This is a genomic window from Shinella sp. NM-101 (assembly GCF_021401195.1).
In the GTDB taxonomy this organism is placed as follows: Bacteria; Pseudomonadota; Alphaproteobacteria; order Rhizobiales; family Rhizobiaceae; genus Shinella.
Genome location: NZ_JACBFT010000017.1, coordinates 80,308 through 105,548 on the forward strand (window position 1 = coordinate 80,308; position 25,241 = coordinate 105,548).

General features: G+C 67.2%; 26 protein-coding genes. 8 read left to right on the forward strand and 18 right to left on the reverse strand.

Annotated features, from left to right (window positions below):
* The first annotated feature begins 133 nt into the window (after positions 1-133).
* Entirely contained in the window at positions 134-1,243 is a 1,110-nt protein-coding gene (locus L0976_RS23685; RefSeq protein ID WP_370643788.1) for a glycoside hydrolase family 25 protein, read from the forward strand.
* On the opposite strand, the gene L0976_RS23690 is transcribed toward L0976_RS23685, so the two are convergent.
* The 8 genes from L0976_RS23690 to L0976_RS23725 all read right to left on the reverse strand — a co-directional run bounded on the left by L0976_RS23690 (position 1,244) and on the right by L0976_RS23725 (position 8,411).
* Complete coding sequence (locus tag L0976_RS23690; protein WP_234189444.1) at positions 1,244-3,178, reverse strand: DUF2207 domain-containing protein; 1,935 nt, start codon at positions 3,176-3,178, stop codon at positions 1,244-1,246.
* Positions 3,179-3,191: 13 nt separating this feature from the next.
* Entirely contained in the window at positions 3,192-3,740 is a 549-nt protein-coding gene (locus L0976_RS23695) for a LemA family protein (protein ID WP_234189445.1), read from the reverse strand.
* Between the two features lie 117 nt (positions 3,741-3,857).
* Entirely contained in the window at positions 3,858-4,814 is a 957-nt protein-coding gene (locus tag L0976_RS23700; RefSeq protein WP_234189446.1) for a glycine--tRNA ligase subunit alpha, read from the reverse strand.
* Positions 4,815-4,911: 97 nt separating this feature from the next.
* A complete protein-coding gene (locus tag L0976_RS23705; protein ID WP_234189447.1) occupies positions 4,912-5,982 on the reverse strand; it encodes a dTDP-glucose 4,6-dehydratase in 1,071 nt (356 codons plus the stop codon).
* A gap of 188 nt (positions 5,983-6,170) precedes the next feature.
* Positions 6,171-6,359 carry a hypothetical protein gene (locus L0976_RS23710; protein WP_203318051.1) on the reverse strand — a complete coding sequence of 63 codons (189 nt, stop codon included), beginning with the start codon at positions 6,357-6,359 and terminating at the stop codon, positions 6,171-6,173.
* Between the two features lie 29 nt (positions 6,360-6,388).
* The gene (locus L0976_RS23715) at positions 6,389-7,264 is read right to left on the reverse strand and encodes a S49 family peptidase (RefSeq protein WP_234189448.1); all 876 of its coding nucleotides are present in this window, start codon (positions 7,262-7,264) and stop codon (positions 6,389-6,391) included.
* A gap of 78 nt (positions 7,265-7,342) precedes the next feature.
* On the reverse strand, positions 7,343-8,122 hold the full coding sequence (locus L0976_RS23720; protein WP_234189449.1) for a tRNA1(Val) (adenine(37)-N6)-methyltransferase: 780 nt from the start codon (positions 8,120-8,122) through the stop codon (positions 7,343-7,345).
* A 67-nt stretch (positions 8,123-8,189) separates the two neighbouring features.
* Positions 8,190-8,411, reverse strand: a complete 222-nt coding sequence (locus tag L0976_RS23725) for a DUF2007 domain-containing protein (RefSeq protein ID WP_234189450.1) — start codon at positions 8,409-8,411, stop codon at positions 8,190-8,192.
* A gap of 107 nt (positions 8,412-8,518) precedes the next feature.
* On the opposite strand from L0976_RS23725, the gene L0976_RS23730 reads away from it, so the two are divergent.
* From L0976_RS23730 to moaB, 4 genes are all read left to right on the forward strand, one after another.
* Positions 8,519-9,535 carry a polyprenyl synthetase family protein gene (locus tag L0976_RS23730; protein ID WP_203318047.1) on the forward strand — a complete coding sequence of 339 codons (1,017 nt, stop codon included), beginning with the start codon at positions 8,519-8,521 and terminating at the stop codon, positions 9,533-9,535.
* A gap of 215 nt (positions 9,536-9,750) precedes the next feature.
* Entirely contained in the window at positions 9,751-11,595 is a 1,845-nt protein-coding gene (locus tag L0976_RS23735; RefSeq protein ID WP_234189451.1) for a tetratricopeptide repeat protein, read from the forward strand.
* Positions 11,596-11,599: 4 nt separating this feature from the next.
* A complete protein-coding gene (locus tag L0976_RS23740; protein WP_234189452.1) occupies positions 11,600-12,496 on the forward strand; it encodes a 4-(cytidine 5'-diphospho)-2-C-methyl-D-erythritol kinase in 897 nt (298 codons plus the stop codon).
* The gene (gene moaB / locus L0976_RS23745; protein WP_203318045.1) at positions 12,483-13,031 is read left to right on the forward strand and encodes a molybdenum cofactor biosynthesis protein B; all 549 of its coding nucleotides are present in this window, start codon (positions 12,483-12,485) and stop codon (positions 13,029-13,031) included. Before L0976_RS23740 ends, moaB begins: the two co-directional genes overlap by 14 nt.
* 58 nt (positions 13,032-13,089) lie before the next feature.
* Here moaB and L0976_RS23750 read toward each other — a convergent pair whose 3' ends face one another.
* Complete coding sequence (locus L0976_RS23750) at positions 13,090-13,614, reverse strand: glycosyltransferase (RefSeq protein WP_203318044.1); 525 nt, start codon at positions 13,612-13,614, stop codon at positions 13,090-13,092.
* Between the two features lie 145 nt (positions 13,615-13,759).
* Between L0976_RS23750 and L0976_RS23755 the strand changes: the two genes are divergently transcribed.
* The 3 genes from L0976_RS23755 (at position 13,760) to L0976_RS23765 (ending at position 16,617) form a co-directional block, all read left to right on the forward strand.
* Complete coding sequence (locus L0976_RS23755) at positions 13,760-14,917, forward strand: PA0069 family radical SAM protein (protein ID WP_234189453.1); 1,158 nt, start codon at positions 13,760-13,762, stop codon at positions 14,915-14,917.
* A 314-nt stretch (positions 14,918-15,231) separates the two neighbouring features.
* Positions 15,232-15,900 (forward strand): ribonuclease HII, encoded by a 669-nt coding sequence (locus L0976_RS23760; RefSeq protein ID WP_234189454.1) that lies wholly within the window; start codon positions 15,232-15,234, stop codon positions 15,898-15,900.
* A 285-nt stretch (positions 15,901-16,185) separates the two neighbouring features.
* Positions 16,186-16,617 carry a nuclear transport factor 2 family protein gene (locus L0976_RS23765; RefSeq protein ID WP_234189455.1) on the forward strand — a complete coding sequence of 144 codons (432 nt, stop codon included), beginning with the start codon at positions 16,186-16,188 and terminating at the stop codon, positions 16,615-16,617.
* A 112-nt stretch (positions 16,618-16,729) separates the two neighbouring features.
* Here the strand turns inward: L0976_RS23765 and L0976_RS23770 are convergent, their stop codons facing one another.
* The 9 genes from L0976_RS23770 to apbC all read right to left on the reverse strand — a co-directional run.
* Positions 16,730-17,215: a F0F1 ATP synthase subunit B gene (locus tag L0976_RS23770; RefSeq protein ID WP_203318040.1), complete on the reverse strand. Its 486-nt coding sequence runs from the start codon at positions 17,213-17,215 to the stop codon at positions 16,730-16,732.
* An 11-nt stretch (positions 17,216-17,226) separates the two neighbouring features.
* Complete coding sequence (locus L0976_RS23775) at positions 17,227-17,862, reverse strand: F0F1 ATP synthase subunit B (protein ID WP_234189456.1); 636 nt, start codon at positions 17,860-17,862, stop codon at positions 17,227-17,229.
* Positions 17,863-17,950: 88 nt separating this feature from the next.
* Positions 17,951-18,178 (reverse strand): F0F1 ATP synthase subunit C, encoded by a 228-nt coding sequence (locus L0976_RS23780; RefSeq protein ID WP_119254462.1) that lies wholly within the window; start codon positions 18,176-18,178, stop codon positions 17,951-17,953.
* Between the two features lie 66 nt (positions 18,179-18,244).
* Entirely contained in the window at positions 18,245-18,997 is a 753-nt protein-coding gene (locus L0976_RS23785) for a F0F1 ATP synthase subunit A (RefSeq protein ID WP_234189457.1), read from the reverse strand.
* A gap of 61 nt (positions 18,998-19,058) precedes the next feature.
* The gene (locus L0976_RS23790; RefSeq protein ID WP_234189458.1) at positions 19,059-19,454 is read right to left on the reverse strand and encodes an AtpZ/AtpI family protein; all 396 of its coding nucleotides are present in this window, start codon (positions 19,452-19,454) and stop codon (positions 19,059-19,061) included.
* A gap of 279 nt (positions 19,455-19,733) precedes the next feature.
* Positions 19,734-20,930, reverse strand: coding sequence for a cell wall hydrolase (locus L0976_RS23795; RefSeq protein WP_370643785.1), 1,197 nt, complete (start codon positions 20,928-20,930; stop codon positions 19,734-19,736).
* A 238-nt stretch (positions 20,931-21,168) separates the two neighbouring features.
* Positions 21,169-23,070, reverse strand: a complete 1,902-nt coding sequence (locus L0976_RS23800) for a potassium transporter Kup (RefSeq protein WP_203318036.1) — start codon at positions 23,068-23,070, stop codon at positions 21,169-21,171.
* 14 nt (positions 23,071-23,084) lie between these two features.
* Entirely contained in the window at positions 23,085-24,068 is a 984-nt protein-coding gene (locus tag L0976_RS23805) for a magnesium transporter CorA family protein (protein WP_370643786.1), read from the reverse strand.
* Positions 24,069-24,357: 289 nt separating this feature from the next.
* A partial coding sequence (gene apbC, locus L0976_RS23810) for an iron-sulfur cluster carrier protein ApbC (protein ID WP_234189459.1) occupies positions 24,358-25,241 on the reverse strand: 884 nt, incomplete at its 5' end.

Below are 25,241 nucleotides of genomic sequence, written 5' to 3' on the forward strand. Positions count from 1 at the left end.
GCCCCGCGAGCGAATCGCGAGGCTTTGATACCGAACGCAACCGAGGCGGGATGGTTCCACCGCCCGGGCGGCGGCGGATGGCTTAGCGCTTCCTTAACCATGCCCGCCGCACCATGGCCGCTTGCGAAGGACCATCGATTCGCGCGGAGCATCCATGAACCCGAAGCTGCTTTCCGGCCTCGCCGCCCTCCTCCTATCGCCGGCTCTTCCAGCAGGCGCCGCGGATGTGGAGCCGTGGAAGAAGCCGGAAAACGCCATCGTCATCGATGCCTACGAACTGAACGAGATCGACTGGTCGCAGATGCTGTCCGACAAGCGCATCGCCGGCTTCATCTCGAAGGCCTCCGACGGGCTGCCGGAGAGCTATAGCTGCAAGGGCGACCATGGCGGCGACACGTTCGCCCATTGCAAGACCATGTGGCGCAAATATGCGGTGAGCCGGGAGCTCTACGAGACCCGCCGGCTGCTTGCCCGCTCGAAGGGCCTGCTGTGGGGCGCCTACCATCTGGCGCGGCCCGGCAACCCGGTCGACCAGGCAAACCACTTCCTCGCCTATGCCAATCCGCGCGACGACGAGATGATGGTGCTCGACATCGAGGGCCTCGATCCCGCCAGCTACATGTCTCTGGAAGATGCGCAGGTCTTTGCCGGCCATATCAAGACGCGCACCGGCCGCTACCCGGTGCTCTATACCAACCATGCGACCGCCCGCCATATCGCCGCCAACCGCGACAGGTACCGCATCCTCTCGCGCCTGCCGCTCTGGTATGCCCGCTACCGGCCGGGCATCGTGGGCAGCTTCCCGATGGGCAACTGGGACAATTACGCGCTCTGGCAGTTCTCAGCCGCCGCCAACTGCACGAAGCGCCGCTGCCCCTATCGCGTCAAGGGCACGGAAAACGACATCGACGTCAATGTGGCCCCCATGGACAAGGCGGCGCTGCGGCAGGTCTGGGCCTTCGGCAGCCTGCTGCCGGAAAAGCCTTTCGAGGTGCTGGACACCATGCTGACCGCGTCCATCCCCGCCACCGGGGCGCTGAAGGCCTCCGTCGAAGCCGCGGCGGCAACCGGCGCGGTGGCGCAGACGACAGGCGCGGTCACGCTTGCTTCCGGCACGTCCGCGACCTTTTCCATCAGCGTCGCGGCCGAAGCCGGCGCCGGCCTTGCGGCCGCGAGCACGGCGACGGTCACGCCCGGCCACCGCCTCGTCGAGGTCACGCCGCTCAACTACCAGGACCTCTGACTACCAGCCGCCGCCTCCGCCACCGCCACCGCCGCCGCCAGACGAGCCGCCGCCCGAGGAAAAGCCGGAGGACGAACTCTTCGGCGGATCGGGCAGCGAGGAGCGCATCGTACCGGCCATGGAGCCGGCAAAGCCGCCCATCCGGTCGGAGAAGCTGCCGGAGGAAAAGCCGTCGCCGTGATACCAGGCCGGCTGGTAGGCTGCAGCGGCCCCGGCGGCGGCCGCCGTCAGCAGCCAGCGGTCGAAGGCCTGCGACCAGGGCTTTTCGACGCCGAGCGCCACCGCATAGGGCAGCAGCGTCTCGTAATGGCGCGGCGACATTTCCGGCGCGCCGGCCATGTTCATGCGGTCCTTCTCGGCGAGCGTCAGGTATTGGCGCAGCCCGTCGATGCCGTCCATCATCCTGCGCCCGAGCGGCGTCGGCGCACCCATCAGGAAGAAGAAGACCAGGTTTGTGACGACGATGCCGCCGACGGCGGCAAAGAGCGGCAACTGCCCTGCCGCTTCCATCGAGGCGAAGACCGCGAGGGCGATCCCGCCGAAGACCGTCAAGAGGACGAAGCCGACGAAGGCGATGAGCGCGACGGCGAAGATGCGCGCGCCGAGCGTCTTCGCCTGCCGGAGATTCTGCCCGAGCCCGACCGCGAAGACGGACACGAAGACCGAGGCGAAGACAGGCAGGATGACGAGCACGGCGCCCTCCTCCGGCAGCGAGCCGAAGACGAGGAGCGCGGCGAGGCAGGCCAGCGAGAGCACGATGCCGAGGATCACCTGCGGCCAGTTGGCATGGTAATATTTCAGCCGGTGCTCCTTCTCCATCGCGTCGCGGAAATCGGCGCCGAGCTTCTGCACGCTCCTGCCGTTCGACTTCTCGATGACGAAGGCGCTGCCTGCCGCCGGCAGGGCCGCAAGCAGGGTCGCCTCCCCGGTCGGCAGGCGGGCGGGCACCGGCTTGTCCGTGCGCGTGACGGTGATGGAGTTCCTGAGGTCGCCGAGTTCGACCAGGCCCTTGACGGCGAGGCTGAGGAAGGCGGCGGAGACCGCCGTCCAGCCGTGACCGCCAAACCCCTTCCCGTCGATATAGTTGACCAGCGCCGGGGAGATGCCTTCCGGCGCATCCCAGCGGGGCACGACCACGCCGCGCGGCGGATCGCGCCCGACGGCGCGCCATGCCCAGAGATAATAGAAGAGAACGACGACGAAGCCGCCGAGGGCGAGGAAGAGATCGCGGTTGTCCTTGAAGAACAGGGCGCGTTCCTCGGACGCCGTCGGCTTGTCGATGCTTCCCGCCGGCATCTTCACGCCGATCGTCAGGCCCTCCTGCGGCCCGAGCGGGCGTGTCGTCTCGAACAGCGCCCGCTCGCCTCGGTTTTCCGCGCGGGCGTTCCTGTCCGTCGCGCCGAAGGGGCCGGTGAAATAGGTGAGCTCACTGGCGCTGACGCCCGGGGGCATCGTCACCGTGGCGCTCGCCCGGCGGATCGGGAAGGCCCATTCCGTGCCGGTGACGTTCCAGAACAGCTCGTCGTGCGTGTCGAAGAAGCGGATCTGCCGCGTCGTCTCGTAGGTCAGGCGGTAATCGTGGAAGCCCGGGTCGAGGCGCGTGTCCGACGAGCCGAAGAAGATGCGGACGCCGCGGCGGATGCTTTCCGTATGGTAGGGCTCCGGGCGCCCGTCGCGCTCGACGCCCAGGATCCTGAAGCCGACCTCCTTCTCGCGGCCGTCCGCATCGGTGAAGGTCAGCGGAAAGTCGCGGTAGATGCCGCGGCGGATCCGGTCGCCCTCGGCATGGACGCGCATCGTCTCGGTGACGGTGAGCGTGCCGTTCCTCGCGACCGCGATGTCGGAATGATAGCTGTCGAAATATTCCTCGGCCCGCGCCGCGCCCCCGGCCAGAAGGCAGAGCCACAGGGCGAGGAGGGCGGCAATCCGCGTCATCGCGCGCCCCGGATCAGAACTTGACCGTGGGCACGGCCCGGTCCGCCGGGTTGTCGATCTCGAAATAGGGCGCCTTTGCGAACTTGAAGAGGCTGGCGAGGAGGTTCGACGGGAAGCTCTCGACCTTGACGTTGAGATCGCGCGCCGCGCCGTTGTAGTAGCGCCGCGACATCTGGATCTCGCCCTCGATGGTCTCCAGCGTCTGCTGCAGCTCGGCGAAGTTCTGGTTGGCCTTGAGGTCCGGATAGGCCTCGGCAAGGGCGAAGAGGCGGCCGAGCGCCTGGCTCAGCATGCCCTCGGCCTCAGCGCGGCCGGCGACGTCGCCGGCGGGCACGACCTGCGCCCGGTTGCGCAGCTCGACGACCTTTTCCAGCGTCTCCTTCTCGTGCGCGGCGTAGCCCTTCACGGTTTCGAGGAGGTTGGGAATCAGGTCGGCGCGGCGCTTCAACTGAACGTCGATGCCGGACCAGGCCTCCTCCTTCACCTGCCGTGCCCGCACGAGGCCGTTGTAGATGACGATGGCATAGATGACGACCACTGCGGCGATTGCCAGACCGATCATGCGTTTCCGAGCTCCCTGTTCGCGCCTTGCGGGAGATTAGCATCAGCAACGCCGCTGGAAAGCCCCGCAAGACCGCTTTCTGCCGCAACGATTGGAACCGGCCGGCCTTTCAGGCGGTCAGGCCGCGTCCTTCGCCCAGTTCGCGCCGCCCGCATCCGTCAGCAGGAAGGCCTCGCCGCATTCCTTGGCCAGCACGCGGACGCGCGCGATGTAGCGCTCGCGCTCCGTCACGGAGATGACGCCGCGTGCATTCAGCAGGTTGAAGATATGCGAGGCCTTGATGCACTGGTCGTAGGCGGGCAGCACGCATTTGTGCAGCGCGTTGGTGTCGCCCGGCGCACCGGCCGCAAGAAGCGCCTGGCACTCCTTTTCCGCATCGATGAAGTGCCGGTGCAGCATGGCCGTGTCGGCATATTCGAAGTTATGGCGGGAATATTCCTGCTCGGCCTGCAGGAAGACGTCGCCATAGGTGATCTTCTCGTCGCCCTCGCGGCCGTTGAAGTTGAGGTCGTAGACATTGTCGACGCCCTGCACATACATGGCGAGGCGTTCGAGACCATAGGTCAGCTCGCCCGCCACGGGCGCGCATTCGATGCCGCAGACCTGCTGGAAATAGGTGAACTGCGAGACCTCCATGCCGTCGCACCAGCATTCCCAGCCGAGGCCCCAGGCGCCGAGCGTCGGGCTTTCCCAGTCGTCCTCGACGAAGCGCACGTCGTGCAGCAGCGGATCGAGGCCGATGGCGGCGAGCGAGCCGAGATAGAGTTCCTGGAGGTTCGACGGGTTCGGCTTCAGGATGACCTGGTACTGGTAATAGTGCTGGAGACGGTTCGGGTTCTCGCCGTAGCGGCCGTCCGAGGGGCGGCGCGAGGGCTGCACATAGGCGGCGCGCCAGGGCTTCGGGCCGAGGGCGCGCAGGGTCGTTGCCGGATGGAACGTGCCGGCGCCCACCTCCATGTCGTAGGGCTGGAGGACCGCGCAGCCCTTGTCCGCCCAGTAGTCGTGCAGCGTCAGGATCAGCCCCTGGAAGGAGCGGGTCGGGTTCATGTGGTCAGGCAGGGCGGCAGGGGTCATCGGTTCGTGTCCGGGCATTCGGGAAAAGCTGGCGGACTGGTGCCACGATGCGCCCGAGGGGTCAAGGGTTTCGGGCGGCGGGCCGCCGCGCCTCGCCTCAATGCCGCTCGAGCGAGCGGAAGAGCCCGGAGCCCGCCGCCTGGGTGACGGCCTGCACGCGCTGCGGCGCAAGGCCGGGCACCTGCCGGAGCCGGCGGCGCGTGCCGCCCGGCACGCGGGCGGCGTACCATGCCGCAAGGGCGGGCAGCTCGCCGCGAAGCGTGCCCTTCGGTTGCCAGCCGAGCGCCCTCAGCGCGGCGGTTTCGACCGGCGGGCGGCTGGCATTGTCCGGCCGGCCGCCGGTGAAGGTGACGCCGGCAACCGGATCCTGCACGGCGTCGAGCACCATGCGGGCGACGGAGAGGATGTCGTAGAGGTCGTCTCCCGCCACGTTGTAGGTGGCGTTCTCCGCGCCGTGCGTGACGACGGTCCTCAGCGCCGAGCAGAAGTCGGCCATCGTCACGAAGGCGCGCAACTGCAATCCGTCGCCGTGCACCGGCAGCGGGCGGCCGACGGCCGCCATTTCCAGGAAGCGCGGCAGCAGCTTCTCCGCATTCTGGCGCGTGCCGACGATATTGACCGGGCGCAGCACGCGGATGTCGAGGCCGAAGGAGCGGCGAAGGCCGGCGATCAGCATCTCGGCGGCCGCCTTGGAGGCGCCGTAGGGATTGTCCGGCAGGAGCGGCGCGCGCTCGCCGGCCGGCTCGCCCGTGCCGGCGCCATAGACCTCCGCGGTGCCGACATGGATCATCAGCGGCACGCCGCGCCGGCCCATCGCCTCGACGAGCACCTGGGTGCCGAGCGCATTGGCGACCGTGAAGCGTTCCGGCACCGAGAAAGCGCGCTCGACATGGCTTTCGCCGGCCGCGTGCACGACGAGGTCGGCGTCCCTGAGCATCTCCGTCACGAGGTCGAGATTGCCGACGTCGCCCTGCTGGATCGTCACGCGGCCCGTGCGGAAGGCGGCGTCGAGATGGGACATGTCGGCGGCATAGGTGAAGGCGTCGAGCACGCGGATGCGGGCATCCGGGCAATGCACCAGGAGGTCGTCGACGATGTGCGAGCCGACGAAGCCGGCGCCACCGGTCACGACGATGGTGCGGATCCGGTCGAGGGCGAGCGAGGCCATGGCAAACTCCGTTCAATGCGGGCGGTATCTCGTCCACAGATCGGCCCGCCTGCGCGCGGGCGCAACGGCGGAGGGCGCGCGCAACGGATAAATGCGGCGTTAACCTTACGCGGCGTGGTTAATGTGCCGGCGCGGCACGGCACCCTCCCTGCGACGGTCCCGCAACGGGACAGGCGCGCAGCGCAACGCTACTCGTCGCGGCGCAGGCGATATTCGCCGGTCTCGGGATCCTTGACGAGGGTGCCGTTCGCGCCGGTGCGGCGCTCCTCCTCGGTGCGGCGGCGCTCGCGGCTCAGGCGCTCGGCATCGGTCACGAACTTGCGATAGCCGTACCAGGCGAGCCCGACGACCAGAAGCAGAAAGATGATCTGGGCCATCGCCCCTCCCCATTGTTCTTGGCGGCGCCCTAGCCGGAAAGGCCGAAGCGGCCCCACAGCGCCTTTTCTTCCGCGAGGCCGGCCAGTGCCGCCACGCCCGCAGAGCCTATACGCTCCGCCACGTCCCCGGAAAGCCCCCCGACGCCCGGGGCCTTGCGACCAAACAGCCCTTTCGGCGCGGAGACGAGCTCCAGCCGCGTCTTCGGCCCGTAGCGGCGCTTCAATTCCGAGCGCATGTCGGCAAGTCCGTCGACAAGGCCGAGCGCGCGGCCGCGCGTTCCGGTCCAGAACAGGCCGGAGAAGAGGTCCGGGTCGTCGGCGAGCTTGCCGCCGCGCCGCGCCTTCACCATGTCGATGAAGACCTGGTGGATCTCGAGCTGGAGGGATTTGAGGTATTCGATCTCGTTCTCCCGCTCCGGCTGGAACGGATCGAGGATCGCCTTGTTGGTGCCGGCGGTGTAGACGCGGCGCTCGACGCCGATCTTCTTCAGCATTTCCGGAAAGCCGAAGCCGCCCGAGACGACGCCGATCGAGCCGACGATGGAGGTGGGATCGGCGAAGATCTCGTCGCCGGCCAGCGCGATCATGTAGCCGCCGGAGGCCGCGACGTCCTCGACGAAGACGAGAACCTGCTTGTTCTTCTCGGCCGCAAGGTCGCGGATGCGCTGGAAGATCAGCCGCGACTGCACCGGCGAGCCGCCGGGCGAATTGATGGATATGGCGACCGCCGGGGCATCCTTGTAGGCAAAGGCCTTTTCCAGCGCCGTGGCGACGCCGGCAAGATTCAGCGCCGGCCGGAACTGGCTGCCGCCCGCCATGATCGCGCCTTGCAGCCGGACGACCGGGATGGCGATCCCTTCCTTGCGGAACTTCTTCGGCACCAGCCTCTTCAAAAATCCGGCCATCGCGCGACCCTGTCTCCTGTTCGGTTGCCCGGCAGATGTATGCACGACCGGCGAAAACGCAATGGCAAGCCTGAAAAATCAGGTCCTCGGCAGGCGCGGATAGGCGGCGAGGCCGTTGTTGAGGTCGTCGACGAAGGGGGTGAAAGCGTGCTGGCCGGGCTCGTGCATGACGAGCGGCATGCGCAGCGAGAGCCTGCTGCGCGAGCCCTTGATGGCCGTGACGAGGATGCGCAGGGCCACTTCCCCGGCACGGGCGTGGAGGGCGGTGATCTCGATGCCGCCGAAGCGGCGGCCGCAGGCCGCGATGATTTCGGCGATGGACTGCGGGCGGGCGATGAGGGAGAGCTGGCCGCCCGGCTTCATGATGGCGCCCGCCGTCTTGATCCAGCGCTCGAAGAGGTCGTCGTCCATGGCATGGGCCTGCGCCTTCAGGGCATCCGGCGTGCGGCTGTCGACGCGGTCGTTGAAGGGCGGGTTCATGATGACGTGGTCGTAGACGTCGTCGAGAAGGCCGGCCGCGATGCGCGCCTTGCCCGAGAGCGCGACATCCGCCTCCAGCACCGAGACGCGGCCCGCAAGGGCGGCGTTCCCGGCAAGCGCCAGCGTCTTGCGGGCAAAGCCCGCCATCAGCGGCGCACGCTCGACGAGCGTCACCTCCGCTGTCCCGATGCGCGAGGCGACGGCAAGGCCGGCCGCGCCCGCCCCCGCCCCGAGGTCGGCAACCCGCATCGGCCCCTCGCCCGCGACCAGCGCGGCGAGCAGCATCGCATCCATGCCGGAGCGATGGCCGATGCCCTTCGGCTGGACGAGGTGGAAGCGGCCGTAGTGGAAGGCATCGACGGTTTCGCGGACGGTCATGGGCGGGAGGTCTCGGCGGCGGAGGGCGCGGGGTTACCCCCGACGCAGGACACGAAGGCCACACCCCTCACGGCCGCAGCTCCGCCCCAAGCCCGGCATCCATGAGGATGCGCCGCGCCTCGTCCTTGCGGTCCGCCTCCACCAGGAAGCGGCGCGGCAGCATGCCGAGGGAGCCTTCGAGGATGCTCATGCCCTCGTCGGCGATCAGGCAATGGATGCCCGCCTCCTTCATCAGGCTTTCCGCGAAGGAGAGCAGGACGGCGTCGTTGGTACGGATCAGTTCGATCATTCCGGTCTTTTCCAGCCTTAATTCCGAGAGCGGGACAATTCGCCTCTTGCCGCAGAAGGCCCCGCTTTCTATTGTCTTTCAACAAAAATGAACAGGAGTCCGGGCATTTGGGCGTCGTGATACCGCTTGAAGAAGGCAAAAACAAACAGGCATCGGTGAAGCCGCTCGTCGACCTTACGAAAGCCGACATGGAGCGGGTGAACCAGCTCATCCTGTCGAAGGCCGGTTCGGACGTGCAGATGATCCCGGAAGTCGCCAACCATCTGATTTCCTCAGGCGGCAAGCGCCTGCGTCCCATGCTGACGCTCGCGGCCGCCTCGATGTTCGGCTATGACGGCGACCACCACATCAAGCTCGCCACCAGCGTCGAGTTCATGCACACGGCGACGCTGCTGCACGACGACGTGGTGGACGAGAGCGACATGCGCCGCGGCAAGTCCACCGCCCGCATGATCTGGGGCAACCAGGCGAGCGTGCTCGTCGGCGATTTCCTGCTCGGCCAGGCCTTCAAGATGATGGTCGAGGTCGGCTCGCTGGAAGCGCTCGACGTGCTCTCCACCGCCGCCACCGTGATCGCGGAAGGCGAGGTGCTGCAGCTCTCCGTCGCCAAGAACATGGAAACGACCGAGGACGACTATCTCGAGGTCATCCGCGCCAAGACGGCCGCGCTCTTCGCCGCCGCCGCCGAAGTCGGCCCGATCATCGCCAATACGAGCCGGGCCGAGCGCAACGCGCTGAAGTCCTACGGCATGAATCTCGGCCTTGCCTTCCAGCTCGTCGACGATGCGCTGGACTATGGCGGCAAGGCCGCCGATCTCGGCAAGAACACCGGCGACGACTTCCGCGAGGGCAAGATCACGCTGCCGGTCATCCTGGCCTGGCGGCGCGGCACGGCGGAAGACCGCGCCTTCTGGCGCGAGGCCATCGAGGGCGGCAACAGCGACGACGCCAACCTGGAGCGCGCATTCGGCCTCATCACCCGCTATGGCGGCCTTGCCGATACCATCGCGCGCGCCCAGCACTACGGCATGATCGCCCGCGACGCGCTTGCCCCGCTGCCGGCCTCGCCGTGGAAGAGCGCGCTGCTCGAGGTCATCGACTTCTCCATCGCCCGCGTGAGCTGATCGCACCGAAACCGGCGCGGCAGGATTTTCTTGCCGCACCGCGCCAAAAAAGCCATTCTCTACCGTCATGAGTCCGTGACTGATTTGGGCGCCGTCGTGGCACGACCTGTCATGCATGGCCTCAATTCACGAGTTCTACGGCGTCGCTTCGCGTTAAGGATGATGCGCGATGGCGTAGGGGGCGAACTCCATACTTTCCGGCGAAAGGCATCTTGATGCGGCATTCCCTTCTCCTTCGGCTTCTTTCCGGCGTGGCGCTTGCGGCCAGCATCGCGCTCACCGGTCCCCTGGCGGCGTTCGCGGAGGAAAAGCCCGCGGTAGCGGCCGCCGCCGAGGAAACGCCCTTCGACCCGGCGAGCGTCAACACCTTCTCCGGCGCGTTCCTTGCCGCCCGCACCGCGGATTTCGACAAGGACTACGAGACCGCCGTCGCGCTCTACAAGATCGCGCTGCAGTTCGACCCGACCAATTCGGACGTCAAGCAGCGGCTGATGGTGACGCAGCTCATGGACGGCAACTTCTCCGAAGGCGTGAAGCTTGCCGACACGCTGAAGAACGACCCGGCCGTCGAGCGCATCACCTCCGTGGTGCGCGCCATGGAGGCGATCCGCAAGCGTGAATACAAGACCGCGGAAAAGATCCTCGCCTACAACGGCCCGAACGACCTCGACCGCATGATGAACGACCTGCTGCTCGCCTGGGCCAGGTTCGGCGACGGCAAGCCGAAGGAAGCGCTCAAGCTGATCGGCGGCATGAAGGGGCCGGAGTGGCTCGCCATCTTCAAGAACTACCATGCCGGGGCGCTCGCGGCGGCGGCCGGCGACAAGGCCACGGCCCGTGCGCGGCTCAACGAGGCGATCCTCGACCGCAACGGCGCGAGCGCCGCACCCGACACGTTCCTGCGCGCCGTGATGGCGCTGGCGCGCCTGGAGGCGCGCGAGGGCAACAAGCAGAAGGCGCTCGACGCGGTTTCCGTCGGCGACAACTTCATCACCAGCTATGCGCCGCTGAAGGCGCTGCGCCAGAGCATCGAGGCGGGCGAAAAGCAGGAACAGCAGGTGCGCACCGCCGCGCAGGGCGCCGCCGCCGTTCTCTTTTCCATCGGCGGCGCGCTGAACCGCGACGGCGCTGAAGACATCGTCTCGCTCTACCTGCAGGCCGCGCGCGCGCTCGACCCTGACAGCGACGACGTGCTGGTGCTTCTGGGCGGCCTCGCCGAGACGCAGAAGAAGCCGGAAAAGGCGATCGAATATTACCGCGCCGTGCCGGAAAAGTCGCCGATGCGGCGCATTTCCGAGCTGCAGCTCGGCCTCAACCTCAACGACACCGGCAAGGTGGACGATGCCAAGACGCATCTCCAGGCGCTGATCGACGCCGATCCGGCGGACCTTCGCTCCTACCTCGCGCTCGGCAGCGTGCTTTCCGACGCCAAGGACTACAAGGCGATGGCCGCGCTCTACGACAAGGCCGTGGACGTCATCGGCAACGTGCCCCAGCGCAACCACTGGAGCATCTTCTTCCAGCGCGCCATCGCCTATGAGCGGCTGAAGGAATGGGAAAAGGCCGAGCCGAACTTCCGCAAGGCGCTGGAGCTCAACCCCGACCAGCCGCAGGTGCTGAACTATCTCGGCTATTCCTGGGTGGACATGAACATGAACCTCGGCGAGGGGCTGGACATGATCCGCAAGGCGGTGAGCCTGAAGCCGGACGACGGCTATTTCGTCGATTCGCTCGGCTGGGCCTACTATCGCATGGGCCGCTTCGACGACGCGGTGGTGGAACTGGAACGGGCGGCCGAACTGAAGGCCGGCGACCCGGCGATCAACGACCATCTCGGCGATGCCTACTGGCGCGTGGGCCGCAAGCTGGAGGCGACCTTCCAGTGGAACCGCGCGCTCGGCCTGAAGCCGGAAGAAGCCGAGATCCCGAAGATCAAGCTGAAGATCGAAAACGGCCTGCCGGAGCTCCAGAAGACCGAGCCGGCCTCTGCCGAAGCCAAGGACGACAAGCCCGTGCAGAACACCGCGCCGGAAGGCAAGGCGGCAGACCGCAAGTCCTGACGCGATGCCTGCCGACAGCCTTTCGGGCTTCGCCGTCCTCGAAGAGGCTCGGGCCAAGGTCAACCTCGCGCTCGCCGTCGTCGGCCGGCGCGAGGATGGCTACCACCTCCTCGAAAGCCTCGTGACCTTCACCGCCTTCGGCGACCGCCTCGGCCTGTCGCCGGCGGCGGAAGACCGCTTTACCGTTTCCGGCCGCTTTTCCGGCGCGCTGGCGACCGAGGAAGACAATCTCGTCGTCCGCGCGCGTGACCGGCTGCGCGCCGCGCTCGCCCGCCGCGGCCATGCCGGCCCGCCCGTCCATATCCATCTCGAAAAGAACCTGCCCGTCGCCTCCGGCATCGGCGGCGGCTCGGCGGATGCGGCGGCGACCCTGCGCGGCCTTCTCGCGCTCTGGCAGGCCCGCCTTCCGCAGGACGAATACGACGCCCTCGCCCTCGGGCTCGGCGCCGACGTGCCCATGTGCCTTGCCGGCCGGCCGCTGGTCGCCCGCGGCGTCGGGGAGGACATCACGCCCGTTTCCATGCCGGCGCTGGCCATGGTGCTGGCCAATCCGCTGGCCGGCGTTTCCACCCCCGCCGTCTTTACGGCACTCGCCTGCCGGCAAAACCCGGCGCTCGCGCTGGAGACGGCCCCATCCGACTGGCTTTCGGCGATCGGCCGCCTGCGCAACGACCTGGAACCCCCTGCCCGCCGCCTCTGCCCGGACATCGCGCGGATCTCCGAGGCCCTTGCCGCGACCGGCGCGCGCGCGGTGCGCATGTCCGGTTCCGGCGCGACCTGCTTTGCGCTACATGCTTCACAGGCAGCGGCGGAGGAAGCGGCGACGGCGCTTTCTCAGCGGCATCCGCACTGGTTTTTCGCCGCGACGACAACGCTCGGAGCGACCGATGGCGACGATTGACGAAACACGGCCCTTCATTCCCGTCGGCATTGCCGTGCTGACCGTCTCCGACACGCGCACGCCCGAGACCGACCGCTCCGGCGACACGCTCGCCGCGCGCATCGCGGAGGCCGGCCACCGGCTCGTCGCCCGCGCCATCGAGCCGGACGACGTCGGCGCGATCCGCGCGCGGGTGGAGGCCTGGACACGGGACGAGGCCATCGACGTGGTCATCACCACGGGCGGCACGGGCTTTACCGGCCGCGACGTGACGCCGGAGGCGCTGGAGCCGATCTTCGAGAAGCGCATGGATGGTTTTTCCGAGGTCTTCCACCGCATTTCCTACGACAAGATCGGCACCTCGACGATCCAGTCGCGCGCGACCGGCGGCGTCCTCAACGCCACCTTCGTCTTCGTGCTGCCCGGCTCGCCCGGCGCCTGCAAGGACGCCTGGGACGGCATCCTCAGGGCGCAGCTCGACTATCGCCACATGCCCTGCAATTTCGTGGAGATCATGCCGCGCCTCGACGAGCACCTGAAGCGCTCCGCCGGCTAGGACATCCTTCGACCAGGCCGAATCGCGGATAAGCTGCCCTGAGTGGGAGCGGAAACGGTCAGCGCAGGCCCGCGCGCATCGCCTTCACCGCCCAGGCGGGCACGATCTCGGCAACGAGCTGGCGCGCCCTGCCCTTCGCGACCTCGGCGAGCCCCATGCCCCGCCGCGCCGTCCCGGCCGCCTCGCGCTTGCTGACGAGATAGCCCTTTTCCAGCGGCGGCGTGCGCCCGAAGCGCCGAAGGAAGGACCGTCGGTGGTTGCGGGATATGGCGAAGCGGGCGGGCTTCGGATCGACCGCGACATGGTCGACGACGGCATCGACCCAGCCGGCCAGCGGCCGGGCGCCGGGTTCCAGCAGCAGCAGCCAGTCGCCCCGCGCCGACTGCACGACCTCCTTCAGGTCCCATTCAGCGAGAAAACGGCAGCCCGCGGCATCCGCCACCCGGGCGGAACCGTCGCGCGAACCATGGTCGAGCACGATCACGTCGCGCACGATCCCCTCGACCGCGCCCGCGACCAGCGCCGACAGCGTCTGCGCCAGCTCCGCCTCGTTGTCCCGGCATTCCATGATGATCGTCAGCATGGTTTCCCATACCGCATCGCTGCATCGATTTCCACCGCGCTGGCCGGTTCGATGGATCGCGGAAATTTGTTCTTGCAATGTTCTCATTTCGGCGATAGGAATATAGTCATTGAATCGGGGCGAGACGGCCCCGTCGGAGACAGCCATGAACGATGTTGTGAGCCTCAGGCAGGGTGCGCTGGCACCCGGCCACACGAAGGACGTTGCCGACGCCCTGATGGCCCAGACGGGCATGCGCGTCGAGGCGGACCGGCGGCGCGGCCGCGGTGCGGGCCTCAATTTCACGGGGCGTTTCGAGCCGGTGACGCGCGAGGCGTTCGACGACGGCTGGCAGACGCTGGAGGAGCTTCCGCCCTTCCGCACGGAGGTGCAGGTCGAAAAGCCGCGCACGATCATCACCCGCAACGAATCGCCGGACATTCCCTTCGACCGTTCGATCAATCCCTATCGCGGCTGCGAGCATGGCTGCATCTACTGCTTCGCCCGGCCGACGCATGCCTTCATGGGTCTTTCCGCCGGCCTCGACTTCGAGGCGAAGCTCTTCGCCAAGCCCGATGCGCCGAAGCTCCTGGAACGGGAGCTTTCCAAGCCCGGCTACAAGCCGCGCGTCATCGCCATCGGCACCAATACCGACCCCTACCAGCCGATCGAGAAGGAGTGGCGCATCATGCGGCAGATCCTCGAGGTGCTGGACAAGGCGAACCACCCCGTCTCCATCGTCACCAAGTCGGCGCTCGTCATGCGCGACATCGACATCCTCTCGCGCATGGCGACGCGCGGGCTCGCATGGGTCGGCATGTCCGTCACCACGCTCGACCGCAAGCTCGCCCGCACCATGGAGCCGCGCGCCGCAACCCCGCCGCGCCGGCTGGAGGCGATCCGCGCGCTGTCGGAGGCCGGCATCCCGACGGCGATCATGATGGCGCCGATCATTCCCGGGCTCAACGACCACGAGATCGAGCGGGTGCTCGATTCGGGCAAGGCGGCGGGCGCGCTCGAAGCGAGCTACGTCCTGCTCCGCCTGCCGCTGGAGGTGAGCCCGCTCTTCCGCGACTGGCTGCTGCGCCACTATCCGGACCGCTACCGCCATGTCATGTCGCTGGTGCGCTCCATGCGCGGCGGCAAGGATTACGACGCCGAGTTCGGCAAGCGCATGAAGGGCGCCGGTCCCTATGCCTGGCAGATCGCCCGCCGCTTCGAGATGGCGTCCAAGCGGCTGGAGCTGACCCGTACCCGCCGCACCCTCGCGCTCGACCAGTTCATCCCGCCCTCGGGCAGCGGCGTGCAGCTTTCGCTCTTGTAAGCACGGCGGCCTGGCTGCCGCCCATGAGATGAAACGGCGGCCGCAATGGCTGTCTCCCCGCCGGGGAGACAGTCGCGGCAGCGGAATGAGGGGATGCCGCAGGCAAGGCAGGCCAAGGCACCATCCGCTTCGCCGGTCCATTCGTCTCCCTCTTTCCATCGGGGAAGGATGGGTGGCGGCGCAGGCCGGGCTGAAACGACTTTGTTGCCGGGCCTTCATGCCCGGCCTCTTCTTCCGCCGCGCCAGTCCCCGGGCGCGCCGGTCGTTCCTCCGGCATCCGCCTCCTGCCGGAGGGCTTGCAGGGAATCGGATGGATGTGCGAGGTTCGCCGCATGTCCCGTCCCACATCCTCCGATTCCCGCCTTCTTTTCGACCTGCCCGAAGGGCCGGACTTCTCGATGGAGCTCGCCGCGCGCAAACGGGGCCTGTGGCCGGTCGCCGGCACGGACGAGGCGGGCCGAGGGCCGCTCGCGGGACCTGTCGTCGCCGCCGCGGTGGTGCTCGACCCGGACAATATCCCGCCCGGCCTGCACGATTCCAAGCAGCTCAGCGCGGCGCGGCGCGAGGCGCTGTTCACGCTCATCATGCAGAGCGCCTTCGTCTCCGTCGCCTCCAGCTCGTCGCGCCGCATCGACGTCATCGACATCCGCAAGGCGAGCCTCGACGCCATGCGCCGCGCGGTTTCGGGCCTGGAGGTCGCGCCGAAGCTGGTGCTGACGGACGGACGCGACGTGCCGCCGGGCCTTGCCTGCGAGGGCCGCGCCGTCGTCAAGGGCGATGCGCTGTCCCTTTCCATTGCCGCCGCCTCCATCGTCGCCAAGGTCATGCGCGACCGCATGATGGCCCGCGCCGAAACCACCTTCCCCGGCTACGGCTTTTGCATCCACGCCGGCTACGCCACCGAGGTCCACCGCAAGGCCATCCAGTCCATCGGCCCCTGCCGCCTCCATCGCATGAGCTTCCGGCCGCTGCGGCAGGACTGACCACCTGCGGCGAGCGGCCGACGCCCGCTCCGCGGAGCCCGGCTCCGACGTTCATACCGACGCGACCCGGCTTCGCCCCTACGCCGGCACCGCATGCGCTTGTGGCCGCGGCGCGGCAATGGACGCCGCTCGTTGAAAGGCCGGCCTGTATCGAGCGACCCACTTGCCATCGCGGCTCTCTGCTTCGCCGCCCCTCGTCTCAGCCGTTCTCAGGGGGCATAGGCCCTCCCCTCCGGCGCGTTTTTCCCGTACGCTCACACCGGTATTGGCGTTGCGGAGAAAGACATGGAGACGGCCGTCGGGAAGCTGTTCGAACGATACGAGCGCCTCTTCAATCGATCCCTCGGCGGCAAGGCCGACATGGACGAGCTCGTATCCCTCTATGCCTGCGAATTCATCGGTGCGGCCCCGGCCGGGGTGCGCACGGGCAAGAACGACGCGCAGTTCCAGCGCGCCCTGGCGGACGGCTACGCCCGTTACCGGGCGATCGGGACGAAGGCGATGCGGATCCGCACCATCCGCCTCTCCCCGATGGACACGCTGCATTGCGTGGCCCATGTCTCCTGGGTCGCCACCTATGCCCGGAAGGACCAGCCCGACGTGACCGTCGACTTCGACGTTCACTACCTCGTCCGGATGCTGGATGGCGAGGCGACGGTGTTCGGCTGGGTGACGGGCGACGAGCAGGCGCTTTTGGAGAAGCACGGCATCGTCTAGCCTTTCGCGCGGGACTGGACAGACCGTTGCCGGGGCGGCATCCGGCGAGCTGCCGCCCAATGCAAAAGGCCGCCCGGTGGGCGGCCTCTTGAAATCGTTCCCGTGAAGGGCCTCAGTTGAGGCGGGACTTCACTTCGCTGACGGCGTTCTCGAAGAGCGCCTTGCCGGTGGCGGCATCCGCCTTGGCGGCGATGACCTTCTCGGCGGCGGCGACGGCGAGGTCGACGGCGGCGGCGCGCACGGCGTTGATCGCGTCGGCTTCCGCCTGCTTGATCTTCTGCTCGGAGAGCGCCGTGCGGCGGGTGACGTATTCTTCCGTCTTCTGCTTGGCTTCGGCGGTCAGCGCGCTTGCCTCGCGTTCAGCGGCGGCGACGATGCTGGCGGCTTCCGCCTCGGCATCCTTGCGCTTGCGCTGGTATTCGGCGAGCAGGTGCTGGGCCTCCTCGCGAAGACGCTTGGCCTCGGCCAGCTCGTTCTGGATCTTCTCGGCGCGGGCGTCGAGGCCCTTGGCCATCATGCCCGGAACCTTGAGGTAGGCGATGAGGGCCAGGAACAGCAGGAGGCCGACAAAGGCGTAGAATGTTGCGTCGAATTCCATCGAAACCTCCCTTACTCGCCTGCGGCCGATTTGACGGCGGAAGCGATCTCGGCCTTGGTGGCCTTGGCGCCGATGAGCTGTTCGACGACGGCCGCCGTGGTTTCCTCGGCGATCGTGCCGACATCGGCAAGCGCCTTGGCCTTGATCTCGGCGATGCGGTTCTCGGCGCCGGCGATCTTGTCCTGCAGCGAGGCTTCGATCTTGGCGCGCTCGGCATCGGCCCTGGCCTTGGCTTCGTCGCGGGCGGTCGCGGCAATGACGTTGCCCTTGGCGCGGGCGCTCGCGAGGTCCTGCTCGTAGGACGCGATCGCGGCATCCGCTTCCGCCTTCAGGCGGGCGGCTTCGTCGAGATCCTGCGCGATGCGGTCGTGACGCGTCTCCAGGATGCCGCCGATGCGCGGAATGACGACCTTCGACATGAGAAGGTAGAAAAGACCGAAGGTGATCGCCAGCCACAGGAGCTGCGATGCGAACGTGGTCTGGTCGAAAGGCGGGAAGACGCCGGTGGCGTGCTCTTCACCATGTGCGACACCCGTTTCGGTGTGCACTTCGCCTGCCGGCTGGGCCTCATGCGTGGTAACGGCAGGAGTCTCGGCCTGGGCGATTTCGAAAGGGGTGGACTCGGCCGACGCCGGGGTCACGGACATGCTCACCTCCAGGGGGCATTCTCAATCATGTACTCAAGCGTACGGTGGACCACGGCCCAACGGGCCATGGTCCGGTCCTCGGCCGATATCAGACGGCGAAGAGGAGAAGGAGAGCGATGAGCAGCGAGAAGATGCCCAGAGCTTCCGTAACGGCGAAGCCGAATACGAGACGGCCGAACTGGCTGTCAGCAGCAGACGGGTTGCGCAGAGCGCCGGAGAGGTAGTTGCCGAAGATGTTGCCGAGGCCGAGAGCCGTGCCGGCAAGACCGAACGTGGCAAGACCTGCGCCGATGAACTTTGCTGCTTCCGCTTCCATGTTGAACTCCTTGAATGGGTTGTTGCGGCTTATGAGCGACGCCCGAGGGCGCCGGCGACTGTTTCCTTAGTGACCACCCGGATGCACGGCATCGTTGAGGTACATGCATGTCAGAACTGCGAAGACATAGGCCTGCAGGAACGACACGAGGAATTCGAGACCGGTCAGGGCGACGGTCATGAGAAGGGGCAGGATCGCACCGGCGACACCCACGGCGCCAAGCGCGCTCAGCGAGGTGACGAAGCCGGCGAAGACCTTCAGCGTGATGTGACCCGCCAGCATGTTGGCGAAGAGACGGATCGAGAGGCTGATCGGACGCGAGAGGAACGAGATGATCTCGATCGAGACGACCAGCGGCAGCAGCGCGCCGGGCACGCCTGATGGCACGAAGAGCTTGAGGAAGCCGAAACCGTGCTTGTAGAAACCGTAGACGATGACCGTGCCGATGACGAGGATCGCCAGCGCGAAAGTGACGATGATCTGGCTGGTGACCGTGAAGAAGTAGGGCACCATGCCGAGCAGGTTCGCGGTCAGCACGAACATGAAGAGCGAGAAGACGAACGGGAAGAACTTCATCCCGTGGCTGCCCGCCCCCTCCCTCAGCATCGAGGCGATGAATTCGTAGGACATTTCCGAGACCGACTGCATGCGGCTCGGCACGAGGCCGCGCTGGCCCGTGGTGAAGTAGAGGAAGCCCGCGGCGGCCGCGACGGTGGCGACCATGAACAGCGAGGCATTGGTGAACGAGAAATCGATGCCGCCGATCTCGATCGGAACAATCTTGTTGACCAGGAACTGATGGGTCGGATCGTTGGACACCGCTTATCTCTCTCGCTTGCCCGCCTTGCGGCGGAAGTCACCCACTAATGGGAACGTGCCGTCAGGCACCGTCCCTCTTCTCGGTCTCTTCCCGTCCGCTGCCAGGCTTTGCAGGCTCGCGGCCCGCCAGCCTGTCGACCGGGTGGGGCGATGCCACCATGCCGGCCGCGCGCATGACGTTCAGAACGCCGGCACTGAAGCCGAGGAGCAGAAGAACGATCATCCCCCACGGCCCTGTACCCGCAAAATGGTCCAAAAGATAGCCCAGAAGCGCCCCGACGATCACGGCTGCGACGAACTCGCTCGAGAGCTTCATGGCGACCGCATAGCCCGTTCGGCTCGCGGCGGCCCTTGCCTCGGCGGCTTCATCCGCCCCGTCTGTCTTGCGCCGCTCCGCGAGTTCCGCGTCGAGGCGCTTCAGCCGGTCTTCCAGACTTTCCTTTTGCCGATCGGTCATGGCGCCCTTCTCCTCCGGTTCCGCGGGAGCTTTCGCCCCATTGCGGACATATTCAAGGCTAGGCTGCAAGCCATATCCGACCCCTTTCGAAGTCGGGCGCAACATAGTTTTAGGTGCCAGCATAGTCAAGGCATGGCGAAGCTTTGCGCAGCACCAAAAATACCATGAAATATCAAATAATTACGGAGATTCACGCGAAGGCCGCGACTCTCGGCCCCGGGAATCACGCGGGATGTGGCGCGGACTCACCACGCCGTCGTCCGGCCGAGGGCAAGGCCCTCAGCTCCAGCCGCCGCCATAGGTGCGGTAGAAGATGTGCTTGCCGATCTTGGCGACGCGCTTCATGGACCGTCCCCATGGCGGGTTCACGTAGGTGGCGTGATAGTGGGTCGCCGAGCCGACGTCGTCGATCCAGATCTTGCCGGCCGTGACGGCCATGGCGATCTCCTTGGCGGTCTTCCAGTTCCAGGGCGAAAGAATCAGGTCGGGGATGCGGTCGCAGGCGAAGGAGAACTGGCAGCGGCCGCGCCAGTTCTGGTTCTGGTAGACGACGCCGCAGATGGTCTTGGGATAGGCGGGATTGCGCACGCGGTTGAGGATGACCTGCGCGACGGCGGCCTGGCCCTTCACCTCCTCGCCGCGCGCCTCGAAATAGATGCCTTCGGCAAGGCACTTCTGCTCCTTGGCGCTGAAGACCTCCGCCGGCAGCGCCGTCGCCGCCCAGGCATGGTCGTCCGGGGCGATTTCGGGAATGAAGCGGCCCAGCTCCGTCTTCGGCTTCAGGATCGAATCGAAGGGCGATTCCCGGGCGTAGTCCGGCTCGACGCGGGCATAGGCGGTCGCCAGGATGTCGGCCTTGTCGCTGGTGACGAGGCTTGCCAGCATCGGCGAGACGCCCGCATCGGCGTGGGCCGGCTTCTTCTTGTAGAAGGCCGTGGCGATGGCGATTTCCTTGCCCTTGATCTGCGGGCGGGCGAAGGCCATGCGCTCTCCGGTATCGAGGGCGGGCGTGAAAAGCGAACTGGTGCGCTCGAGGATCGAGCCGGCGGTGAAGCTCTTGGGCGGCTGGACCGGCAGGACGGCGACGATGCGGCCCCTCTTGTCGCGGCGGTTGACGCGGTCCTCGTCGGGGATCGCGCCCTTGCCCTTGCCCTCGCCGAGCACCGCGGCCTTGCCGCCGCCGGGCAGGTCCACCCCTGCCCCGCTCTCGATGCCGCCGGTCGTCATGGCGTCGGCGAAGTCGATCTCGATCTCGTGCACGGAGCCGGCCGCCGAGCGGGTCAGCACCATGGTCTGGTTGCCGCCCTTGCGGTTGAGGCCGGCCATGTAGGTGGCGATGTCCGTATGGGCGGCCTGGGTGGGAAGGCTGGCGACGAGGCCGGCGCCGAGCGCGAGAGGCAGCCTCCACCGGCGGAACGGCTTCAGATACGAAAAGAAGCGGCCTGCCCCTGCATGACGAATGCTACGCTTACGCAACTGTCTACTCCGCACGCATGTGCAGGCCCCGCGCCGATGGTCGACCGGCGTGTCCTCCTGCCCGGAATGTTCGTATGAGAGCCTGCCGCGCCGAAGCACGGGCCAAAGCGGCTCGTTGTCAGCGTAAAATGAAGCATTAACCTTGATGGTTGGTTAATGCCGGCTCGCCGGACCGGGCAGGCGGACGCCTCCCCTTCACGTTTTCGTCAGACCGCGTGATGCCGGTGTCACGCAGGCCCTAGATGACGACGTGCGAGCCGAGTTCGACGACGCGGTTGGTCGGCAGGCGGAAATAGTCGGAAGGGTCGGTCGCCAGGTTGGCGAGCGCGATGAACAGGCGGTCCTGCCACATGGGCATGCCGGACTGGGCGTCCGGCACCAGCTTGCGGCGGCCGAGATAGAACGAGGTCGACATGATGTCGAACTTGTGCCCCGCCTTGCGCATGAGGCCGAGCGCCTGGGAAACGTTCTGCGTCTCCATGAAGCCGAAGCGCATCTCGATGCGCGAGAAGCGCTCCGATATGCGTTCCACGGAGAATCGCTCGGCGGGAGCCACGCGCGGCGTGTTCGCCGTCTTCACGGTCAGGATGAAGTTCTGCTCGTGCAGCACGTGGTTGTGCTTGATGTTGTGCAACAGGGCGGCGGGCGCGAAATCGGGATCGCTCGTCAGGAAGATCGCCGTGCCGGTGACCTGCACCGGCGCATGGGCGCTCTGCTTTTCCACCGACTTGACGAAGGCCGGCAGCGGCACCTCGATGCGGCGGGTCTTGTCGCGCAGGATTCGCGTGCCGCGCGTCCAGGTCCACATCAGGACGACGACGGCAGCGGCGATGGTGACCGGCACGTAGCCGCCGTCATGCACCTTGAGCAGATTGGCGCCGAGGAAGGTAAGTTCCAGCAGCAGGAGCGGCGTCAGCGCGGCGGCGGCGGCGAGCGGCGTCCAGCGCCAGCGGGCGCGCAGGAACTCGAAGGCGAGCACGGTCGTCACCACCATCGCGCCGGTGACGGAGATGCCGTAGGCCGTCGCCAGCGCCTCGGACGAGCCGAACAGGAAGACGAGCAGCATGACGCCGAACAGGAGGACCGTATTGACGCCCGGCAGGTATATCTGGCCGGTCTGGGTTTCCGAGGTGTGGAAGATCTCCATGCGCGGCAGGAAGCCGAGATGGATCGCCTGGCGGGTCAGCGAGAAGGCGCCCGTGATCACCGCCTGGCTGGCGATGATGGTCGCCGCAGTCGCGAGAATCACGACGGGCAGCAGCGCCCATTTGGGGAACATCAGGAAGAACGGGTTGCCGATGGTTTCGGGGTGGGCGAGCACCAGCGCGCCCTGGCCGAGATAGTTCAGCGTCAGCGCCGGGAAGACCAGGCAGAACCAGGCCCACTGGATCGGGCGGCGGCCGAAATGGCCGAGATCGGCGTAAAGCGCCTCGGCCCCGGTGACCGTGAGGAAGACCGCGCCGAGCACGACGAGGCCGACATAGCCCTCGTTCAGCATGAAGGCCACGGCATAATAGGGATTGAAGGCCGAGAGGATGCCGAGGTCGTCGCTGATATGGGTGATGCCGCCAAGGCCCATGACGACGAACCAGACGGCCGTGATGGGGCCGAAGAACTTCGATACCGCCGCCGTTCCGAGCGACTGCACGGCGAAGAGCATGACGAGGATGACGACGGAGATGGGCACCACGTAGTCGCCGAGCGTCGGCGTGACCAGCTTCAGGCCCTCCACGGCGGACAGCACCGAAAGCGCCGGCGTGATCATGGCGTCGCCGATGAAGAGCGCGGCCCCGACCGCGCTCATGAAGAACAGCACGGGCGCGCGCCGGCCGGCCGTCTTCATCAGCAGCGCCAGGAGGGACAGCGTGCCGCCCTCGCCGTGGTTGTCGGCGCGCAGCAGGAAGAGGACGTATTTGATGGTGACGATGATCGTCAGCGTCCAGATCATCAGCGAGATGAGGCCGACGATCTCGGCGCGCGTGACACCGTCGTGGGCGACGGGGCGCAGCGCCTCGCGGAAGGCATAGAGCGGGCTCGTGCCGATGTCGCCATAGACGACGCCGACGGAGCCGAGGGAAAGAAGGAACAGCGTGCGCGCCCGGCTGTGGGACTGCGGCGGGCTACCGGCGTGTGGCTGCATGGGACGATCAGGCCTTAAAGCCAGCCTTTCCAGCGAAAGAAGAAAAAGGGAAGGATCGCCGACAGGAGCATCGCGGCGAGCGTCAGCGGATAGGCGTAGGCGATGCGCAGTTCCGGCATGAATTCGAAGTTCATGCCATAGGTCGAGGCGATCAGCGTCGGCGGAAGCAGCACGACGGAGGCGATCGAGAAGATCTTGATGATGGCGTTCTGCTCGAGATTGATGAGGCCGAGCGAGGCGTCGAGCAGGAAGGTGATGTTGCCGGCGACGAAGCCCGCATGTTCGGAGAGCGACTGCACGTCGCGCGTCACCGTGCGGCAGAGTTCGAGGCTCTCGCGGTCGGATTGCAGGGCCGGCAACGCATGCAGGAAGGTCAGCACGCGCGACAGCGACATCAGGCTGTCGCGGGTCTTGGCGAGCAGGCGGTGCAGCGCCGAGACCTGCACGACGCGGTCTTCGAGATAGCGCGGCGGGCGGCGGTTGAGGTGGCGCTGATCGCCGAACACTTCGAGAGACAGCTTGTCGGCGCGCGCGACGGCGATCTCGAGGATCTCGGCGGTGCGGTCGACGACGGTCTCCAGCAGGCGGGTGATCATCACCGTCGGCGAGGAACAGCCGCCGGGAATGCGGCGCATGCCGCTCCTGAAGAGGGCGAAGGAGCGCGGTTCGGCATAGCGCACGGTCAAAAGCCTGTCCGCCGTGAGGATGAAGGCGACGTCGGTGAGCTGCGGCAGGTCGCTTTCGGCTTTCACCATCAGCGAGGCGGTCATGTAGGCCGCGTGGCCGTCCGTGTAGAGGCGGCTCGACGGCTCGATGTCCTTGAGCTCGTCGCGGGTCGGCACCTCGATGCCGAGAAGGCGCTCGATCAGCGCCTCGTCCTCGCGGCCGGGGTCGGTGAGATCGACCCACACGGCGTCGGCAAGCGCCTCAGCCGCGACGGAATCGGTCTCCGTCGGCAGGGTGCGCGCCTCGCCGTTCGAACGGAAAACCGTGATCACCGGCGAATGGCTCCGGAACGGACCATCGCTGACACTCCTGACTGAACGCCGCCCTTCAGCGGTCGGCCGCGCATATTGCGCGGGGCCACATAAAAATCAAGATCGGGTCGGCGTCGCCGCAAAGGGCACGCCAATCCCATGCTGGCGCTGCACCCCTCACCCGGCCTGCCGCCACCTCTGCCCGCACGCGGGAAGAAGGAGATATGGCGCGCCGTTTTCCGCGGACAATGCCCCTCGGAAGCTGGGAAGAGAGGGCAATCCCGCAAGAAGGCTGGCGGACCGCCTTCGCTCACTCGAAGACGATCGCCGGGGCGCCCCGCTCGCCCTTGCCCTTCAGCGTCTCCAGCTCCTGCCAGACACGCGTGGCGATATCGCGGTAGATCTTCGCCGCCGCGCCGTCCGGATTGGAGACGACGACGGGGGTGCCGGCATCGGAGGTCTCGCGGATGTCCATGGTCAGCGGCACCTCGCCGAGGAAGGGCACGCCGATGCGCTCGGCCTCGCGGCGCGCGCCGCCGTGGCCGAAGATGTCGTAGCGGTTGCCGGTGTCGGGCGCGATGAAATAGCTCATGTTCTCGACGATGCCGAGGACGGGCACCTCGACCTTCGAGAACATGTTGAGGCCCTTGCGCGCATCGATGAGGGCGAGGTCCTGCGGGGTGGAGACGATGACGGCGCCGGCGAGCGGCACCTGCTGGGCCATGGTGAGCTGGGCGTCGCCCGTGCCCGGCGGCATGTCGACGACGAGAATGTCGAGCTCGCCCCAGGCGACCTCGCGCAGCATCTGCATCAGCGCCGACTGGATCATCGGGCCGCGCCAGATCATCGCCACCTCCTCGTCGACGAGGAAGCCCATGGACATGACCTTGATGCCGTAGTTCTCCATCGGCTTGATGATGCGGCCGTCGATCTGCTGCGGCCGGCCGGAGATCTTCAGGAGGCGCGGCATGGAAGGGCCGTAGATGTCGGCATCGAGGATGCCGACGCGCAGGCCGTTCGCCTTCAGCGCCAGCGCGAGGTTGACCGAAGTGGTCGACTTGCCGACGCCGCCCTTGCCCGAGGCAACGGCGATGATGGCGCCGACGCCGGGGATGCCGGATTTGGCGCGCGGCTGCGGCTGGCCGGGCGCGGCATGGGCATGGCCGTGGCCGGCCTGGCCGCGACCGGGCGGCG